At 51.6% G+C, this 6,565-nt stretch carries 10 protein-coding genes; 2 read left to right on the top strand and 8 right to left on the bottom strand.

Annotation, left to right across the window (positions count from 1 at the left end; genetic code table 11):
- Both AACZ19_RS18400 and AACZ19_RS18395 read left to right on the top strand, forming a co-directional pair.
- On the top strand, positions 1-327 hold a 327-nt coding region (locus AACZ19_RS18400; protein ID WP_339635965.1), incomplete at its 5' end, for a tyrosine-type recombinase/integrase.
- Between the two features lie 120 nt (positions 328-447).
- Positions 448-1,080: a hypothetical protein gene (locus AACZ19_RS18395; RefSeq protein WP_339635964.1), complete on the top strand. Its 633-nt coding sequence runs from the start codon at positions 448-450 to the stop codon at positions 1,078-1,080.
- Positions 1,081-1,308: 228 nt separating this feature from the next.
- Here the strand turns inward: AACZ19_RS18395 and AACZ19_RS18390 are convergent, their stop codons facing one another.
- The 8 genes from AACZ19_RS18390 to AACZ19_RS18355 form a co-directional block, all read right to left on the bottom strand.
- A complete protein-coding gene (locus AACZ19_RS18390; RefSeq protein WP_339635963.1) occupies positions 1,309-1,926 on the bottom strand; it encodes an SCO family protein in 618 nt (205 codons plus the stop codon).
- Positions 1,927-1,963: 37 nt separating this feature from the next.
- Positions 1,964-2,491: a signal peptidase II gene (gene lspA / locus AACZ19_RS18385; protein WP_339635962.1), complete on the bottom strand. Its 528-nt coding sequence runs from the start codon at positions 2,489-2,491 to the stop codon at positions 1,964-1,966.
- Positions 2,484-3,836: a M23 family metallopeptidase gene (locus tag AACZ19_RS18380; RefSeq protein ID WP_339635961.1), complete on the bottom strand. Its 1,353-nt coding sequence runs from the start codon at positions 3,834-3,836 to the stop codon at positions 2,484-2,486. The genes lspA and AACZ19_RS18380 overlap by 8 nt, the downstream gene beginning before the upstream one ends.
- A complete protein-coding gene (locus AACZ19_RS18375) occupies positions 3,833-4,300 on the bottom strand; it encodes a copper chaperone PCu(A)C (protein WP_339635960.1) in 468 nt (155 codons plus the stop codon). Before AACZ19_RS18375 ends, AACZ19_RS18380 begins: the two co-directional genes overlap by 4 nt.
- 8 nt (positions 4,301-4,308) lie before the next feature.
- Positions 4,309-4,914, bottom strand: coding sequence for an SCO family protein (locus AACZ19_RS18370; RefSeq protein WP_339635959.1), 606 nt, complete (start codon positions 4,912-4,914; stop codon positions 4,309-4,311).
- On the bottom strand, positions 4,911-5,528 hold the full coding sequence (locus tag AACZ19_RS18365) for a DsbA family protein (protein ID WP_339635958.1): 618 nt from the start codon (positions 5,526-5,528) through the stop codon (positions 4,911-4,913). The genes AACZ19_RS18370 and AACZ19_RS18365 overlap by 4 nt, the downstream gene beginning before the upstream one ends.
- Positions 5,529-5,557: 29 nt before the next feature.
- Complete coding sequence (locus AACZ19_RS18360; protein ID WP_339635957.1) at positions 5,558-5,983, bottom strand: disulfide bond formation protein B; 426 nt, start codon at positions 5,981-5,983, stop codon at positions 5,558-5,560.
- A 12-nt stretch (positions 5,984-5,995) separates the two neighbouring features.
- A partial coding sequence (locus AACZ19_RS18355) for a cation transporter (protein WP_339635956.1) occupies positions 5,996-6,565 on the bottom strand: 570 nt, incomplete at its 5' end.

Here is a 6,565-nt window from a genome sequence, read left to right as displayed (position 1 = left end):
CTGAAGAGCGCCTTTATCCCAAAACAGGGTGCGGGAGCGCTATCGCAACGTCTCTGGCCCTGGTCGCGAACAACAGGCTGGACACGGATCAAAGAGGTTATGGATGCTGCGGGTATTTCCGGCCCTCAAGCCTCCCCTAAGGGCCTCAGACATGGCTTTGCGGTTTACGCCATGCTAGCAGGCGTTCCCCTGACAATAGTCTCAAAATGGCTGGGCCATTCCTCGATCAAGACAACGGCAATCTATACCGAAGTGGTCGGTGCTGAAGAGCGAATATTCGCGGAAAATCTCTGGAAGACAGACGGCTTGCGTAGGTCTCTACGCTGAACAGTTTGTTCCATACTGTTCAATCGTTTCAGTAAGGACGCACTCTCCCTGATCACCCGGTTGAACACAAGAGCCAGATTATGAATGTCTTCGTTGTGTCTAACAGATGGAAAAACCGATATGCCAGCCTTCATCCCCAAAATATTTGCTGTCCCCGCGATCCTCCTATTCGCCCTCACCGCCTGCCAGACGACCTCGGTGAAGGAAGCCGCTGTATCAAAACCGCTTCCGCCCATGGAGAGGCCGGATTATTGGACGGTGGGATCCACCATTGTCTCTGTTGGTGACGATGGGAAGGAGTGGAAATCAGAGGTAATTGCCGCAGATGAGACTACCTACACGTGGCAGGATCAGGAGGGCTGTACCTGGGTCCGGGCAAAGGATCAGCCGTTTGCGGCATGGAAAAGCTGGAAAGGCTGTTCCTCTCCGGATGGATCCCATGAGATCAAGCGCCTGGAGGATACGCCTATTTTTCCGTTGAAAGTCGGCAATCACTGGAGCTACAGCCGGAAGGGAAGCAATGTCGAAGGAAGAAGCTGGGAGACAGTGCGTAAATGCTCCATTCCGAGTGAAGCCAGAGTCACGACGAAGCTTGGCAGTTTTGATACCTTCAAGGTGGTCTGTGAAGATGATTGGAACCGTTACGCTTGGTACGTCGCCCCCGCCAATAAGCAGGTCGTTGTCTATGAGAAGTACCAAAAGCGGCAGAATTCAACAGAGACCTATGAGACGGTCAGTTTTACCAAGCGCTGAATCTCTATTGATTGAGCCCTAAAATCAGCCTTTTCGAAAAGGTTCGAGGCTATGTTCAAGACGCGGTCCAATCCAATACGAGTCGAGCCTATCAATCCGATCCAGCCCGCTACTCCGGTCACAGTTTACGTGCCGGGTTTGCCACTAGTCCGCTCGGACCGGGTTAAGTGTTTGCCATCCGCAGGCAGACCGGGCACAAGTCGGATGCTATGCTTGGTCAGTGTCAGTTTATTGCAATGCTCTTTGTATTTTTGGAATAGCGTTCTCCCTTGGCTCATGAAAATCAATGATGCTGACAAACTCTCCGCTGGCGTCATAGACAAATACGCCAGCAGTATGGTTTATGGTATAACCATACTCGGTTGATACCCGTTCGTACTTCACGCGAAATCCTTTGGCCGCAGTTGCAATTTCAACAGGCACGCCTGTGTAACCTATGATGGCGGGATGAAAATTGCTCACATAGTCAGCCATTGCCCGAACTGTGTCCCGTTCGGGGTCAACTGTAATGAACGCTACATTAAACCGGGAGGCATCGTCGCCAAGTCCTTGCAGCCATCCTGTAATGTCGGTGAGGGTCGTCGGGCATACATCGGGACAATAGGTGAACCCGAAGAACACAAGAGTCGGATATCCGATCCAGTCGTCCGGGCTGACCGTTCTGCCAGAATGATCGGTCAGTTGGAAATCCATCTCATAAAGAGGAAGAGGCAATATACTGGAACGATCTGACCGTTGAGAAGCTCCGGGTCCGTCCGTCTGCCACCAGCCAAACAGCAATGCGGCGGCAAGGGCGCTGGTAGTGCCCCCGATAGCTAGGACCGCATTGCGTCGCGAGACGGCCATATCTTTATTCACCTCCTATAATAATATTATGTGAACTTTATTTTCGAGCCACTTTGTCACTATGTGCAACACCTAGCTCACTTCCAAAATTGGGTAGGAGCAAACATATTACGCCGATTGTAATAAATACATCCGCGATATTGAAAACCGGCCAATGGTATTGGCCGACATATAAACTAAGGAAATCCGTTACAGCTTCGTTATGAACACGGTCAATGACGTTTCCTATTGCCCCTCCGATGACTAGGACGATCCCAATAACCTCGTTCATGCGTTCAACACGCCACAGCCATACAATGAGTAATCCTATGATACCGATGGCCACCCCTGACAAGATTTTAGGTCCCCAAGCTCCCATGTCACTGAACAGACCGAAACTCATGCCGCTGTTGAAAACAAGTACGATATCGAAGAATGGCAGGACAGGGATTCGACGAGGCGGGTTCATGACGATTGTTATCACTACCCATTTCACCGCTAGATCAGCAATTGACAGAAGACTGGCGGCTGCCAAGGCGTAGGAGAAATTACGAATATGTTTCCTCCTTTTGCAATCTCTATCCATTGCTTGGCCCTGTTTTCACGTGGTTGGGCTTACTTAGCGCTTCGCTTTTTGATGCGTTGAGTTTCAGTGCCAATAGCAGCTTGGTTGTTGCCTCCCGAAATCGTACAAGCTCGTTGCCAGTCAACACGCGCTGTGGAGGTAAATTGATTGTCATGGGGTTTACCTGCTCGCCATCCTGCAGGACCTCGTAATGCAAGTTAGGACCGGTCGTCAGGCCAGTAGCGCCGACATATCCAATAACCTCGCCTTGCTGGACGCGATCCCCTTTTTCAAGGTTGTCGGCATATTTGCTGAGGTGGGCGTAACCCGAGTCATATTGGTTGTCATGGCGGATGCTGATGTATTTTCCATAGCTGCCGTTGCGTGTCCGACGGGTAACAACACCATCGCCAGCTGCGAACACCGGTGTGCCCCGCGGGGCGGCAAAATCAAGCCCCTTGTGCATTCTTGCGTAGCCGAGGACCGGATGTTCGCGGTTACCAAAGAGCGAAGAGAGTTGCCCTCCATCGACTGGAGTCTTTGTCAGGCTGGTCTGAACGCTATTGCCATAAGCGTCGAAGTATCCGATAAAACCGTCACTAGCCTTGTAGCGGAAGTAGCTAAGCGTACGGTTGGCCAGTGTAAGCGAGACATAAACGAGTTTTCCCGTATGTTCTCCCCCAAAATCTCCATCATCGAACTTTTCATAACCTAAAACAAAGCGATCACCCTTGCGGATATCGCGCTGAAAATCGACGGCTTTACCCAGAAGACTGTATGTTTGCAGCAGAACAGGCATCGGTGTGTCCTGATTGCGTGCGGCCTCATAAAGACTGGCTGTGATCTTGCCCGACGCCGAGATCAGGCCAATACTGTGTTCGATCAGCTGGGTTTGAGCCTCGAAGTTATTGTCGGCGGAGCGTTTTATAGCGACGAGGCGATCAATCTCCGGAACCAACGCAAGACTTTCGAGACGGCGCTCCGTGGCTGCTTCGTCACCTGCCCGGAAACTCAATTTCAATTCCTGACCCACCTTAAGCGCACGGAGATCGATCATCGATTTTAAGCTGTCGCTGGCCGCACGGGCCTCACTGCCGGAGACGCCAGCCCTAACGAGGGCACCCAGCAGCGTGTCCCCCGGCTCAAGTAGCAGTTCAATTGTCTGCTCGCTCTTTTTACGCCGAACAGACAAATTTGCGCGTTTGCTTTTCCGCTCGTAATCGCCAGCTTCAAGAAACACCGGTGCGGATACCACTTCCACCAATGGCTTGGTATCGGAACTTCCTAAAAGTGAACCGACTGAAAGCATTATAGCCGTTCCGACACCCGCAATCCCAATAAGTCCATACATTTGATTGCGCTTCATTGCTCGGGTCCGGAGGCGCCCACGCTGTAGATGGGAACGGATACGTCGACTCGTCCGGCGTTCTTGAAGATCAGCGTCATCGAGAATTGTCCGCCTTTTGTCAGCGGTTGCTGCAGTTTCATGAGCATGACATGCAGGCCTCCGGGCGCCAGTGTGACGGAACCATTCGCTGGTATTTCCAGAGGGCCGACCGGCCCCATGGTGGAAACGCCGTCCTTTATCTCCATCTTGTGTACTTCCGGCATGGCGGAGACGGTTGTTTCAATTCCGGTAAGGATGTCAGCAGTTTGACCTTCGTTCCTGATAGTTACGTAAGCGGCGGCCGGACGGGACATGCCGATCGATGCGCGCGCCCATGGAGTTTCGATAACCAGATTTCCAACCCGAGTAGGCTCAGCCGACGCTGGAAATGCAAAAGCAAAAAAGAAAAAGGCTAATAAAAGTGAAGGTAAAGCTTTTGACATATTGAATCTCATAATTTCTGTTGAAGGTCCGCAACGATTTCCTCCGGCGACATCCCATAACTGTATGTCCGGATGAATACGCCATCGGGAGAAATAAGATACACCGCAGAGGTGTGCCCCATAATGTAGCCGTCTGGAGCAGATTCCTGCGGCTGTTTTTCGAAGTAGGCCTTGAATGACTCCGCTGTCTCAGTTATCTGCGAGCCCGTTCCTGTCAATCCGACAATGGCCGGATGAAAGGCGGAGACATACTGCGCCATGGTTTCCATCTGGTCGCGATCAGGATCAACAGAAATAAATAGTGGCTTTATTGCTTTTGCGTCCGCCCCGAGTTGCTCCATCACGCTGGCAAGATCAGCGAGCGTCGTCGGGCAGATATCCGGGCAATTGGTGAACCCGAAAAAGACCAGAAGCCATTTGCCCCGGTAAGTTTGCTCCGTGACGACATTTCCTTGATGATCGGTCAGAGAGAAGGTCGGAATGAAGGTAGTTGCCGTGTTCTGCGATGTGCCATCCTCTATAAGATGGCTAGCATCCTGAAAGATATTTAGCCAAAGAAAGAGGATCAAACCAACTGCGACTGATCCCCAAAGAATAAGATGAATTGTCTTCAATTCTCTGCCACCTCCGCCTTGACCATACTTTGCAATTGCTGAGCTCCAAAGTCCGTTAGCGGTTTTCCGTTAACAAAAAACGTTGGTGTCTTGTTCACGCCGATTGCGTTTACATCGGACGCGTCCAAATTCATAGTGCCCACGATATCCGGCATCTTTACATCCGATCTCGCTTTCTCGATATCAAGCCCTGTGCCTTCTAGAACTGTCCAGACACTGTCTGCTGAACGTCCATGCGGGGCCCATCGTGATTGTGTTTCAAAGAGCCGTTCGAGAACCGGTTCGAATCTGCCTTGCAAACGGGATGCTTCAAGGATGCGAATGGCTTCCTCTGATGTTGGATGAAATGCGGCGTAACGAAGTACTACGCGTACCTTGTCAGGATAAGCTGTCATGATTTCTTTGACGACAGGGTAATAGGCTCGGCAAGCCTCGCATGCAGGATCAATAAACTCGACAATAGTAACAGGTGCGTCGACAGTGCCGAGTACAGGCGAATGTGGCCGAACAAGCTCTGCATTATTTGAAGTATTGGATGATGACATATCGGACGGTTTGTCGCCAATGGGCTGATAAAGAAATGCGCCGAACGCAAAAATTGCGATAGCTACCAAGGCTGTGGCTCCTATGACGATTCGGCGGCTCATATCGAAGACTTTCTAAAAGGAATGGTGAGTAACAGAATAATTGCTATGAAACCGGCAGCGGACAGGAATGGCAGAGGCAAAACCCAAAACAAGGTCTGTTCGTCGCCCGTGCAGGACGGTCCCTCTCTCGTGCAGGGTTGGACTGATTCTGGAATTATTCCGGCAAAGAGAAGACTATGCCAAATGGCTATAACGGCACCTATTATTGCGATCGGTAGTACGTAACGGCGTACTGCCATGTCAGATGAGAAAGATGCAATACCCAGAATTAGCGCGAGTGGAAACATGGCTATACGTTGGTACCAGCATAGGACGCATGGCGTTCGTTCCATAATCTCGCCGATGAATAACGCGCCGAGCGTCGATACGAGTGCAATCAGCCACGCAAGAAATAGGGCATTTTTCTGGGTTTCAGTGCACATCCGATTACCCGTCTACTCGGCAGCCACGGTTTCAACTGTATGCTGGCGTTCCTTGAGCGCTTGCGCGATGATTTGTATAGACGACCACAGAAAGAGACCGGCCATCAACCCGGCAACGGCTAGGTCCGGCCATGCCGTGCCAGTGACAAAGACACCGCCCGCCGCCAGCATGACGGCGACATTGCCAATTGCATCATTGCGACTACAGAGCCACACCGACCGAACGTTGGCATCGCCGTCCTTATAGCGCAGAAGCACACCGACACTGGCAAGATTGGCCGCAAGCGCGAGCACGCCTATAGCCCCCATAACCGGTGCCGACGGGAGACCGAGCACAAGAACCTGATAGGCCGTTGATCCGAAAACCCAAAGCCCCATAAGAGCCAGACTGACCCCCTTGAGAAGTGCCGCCGTGGTGCGAACACGAACAGACATTCCCAGAACGAATAAACTGATGCCGTAGGTCAGAGAGTCGCCAAAGAAATCTAGCGCATCCGCTTTCAGCGCCTGTGAACCGGCAATCGAGCCCGCAATCATCTCGACGACGAACATACTCGCATTAATGCCAATGACGACCCACAA

It is taken from the genome of uncultured Sneathiella sp. (assembly GCF_963973085.1).
GTDB lineage: Bacteria > Pseudomonadota > Alphaproteobacteria > Sneathiellales > Sneathiellaceae > Sneathiella.
Note: the sequence above shows the minus strand (reverse complement) of the source record. Positions and strands in the feature narration are given on the sequence as shown.

What these genes read in the sequence shown, in the direction of transcription:
- AACZ19_RS18395 (WP_339635964.1), top strand. Translation starts at nt 448, where the DNA reads ATGCCAGCCTTCATCCCCAAAATATTTGCTGTCCCCGCGATCCTCCTA.
- AACZ19_RS18390 (WP_339635963.1), bottom strand. Translation starts at nt 1,926, where the DNA reads ATGGCCGTCTCGCGACGCAATGCGGTCCTAGCTATCGGGGGCACTACC.
- lspA (WP_339635962.1), bottom strand. Translation starts at nt 2,491, where the DNA reads ATGGATAGAGATTGCAAAAGGAGGAAACATATTCGTAATTTCTCCTAC.
- AACZ19_RS18380 (WP_339635961.1), bottom strand. Translation starts at nt 3,836, where the DNA reads ATGAAGCGCAATCAAATGTATGGACTTATTGGGATTGCGGGTGTCGGA.
- AACZ19_RS18375 (WP_339635960.1), bottom strand. Translation starts at nt 4,300, where the DNA reads ATGTCAAAAGCTTTACCTTCACTTTTATTAGCCTTTTTCTTTTTTGCT.
- AACZ19_RS18360 (WP_339635957.1), bottom strand. Translation starts at nt 5,983, where the DNA reads ATGTGCACTGAAACCCAGAAAAATGCCCTATTTCTTGCGTGGCTGATT.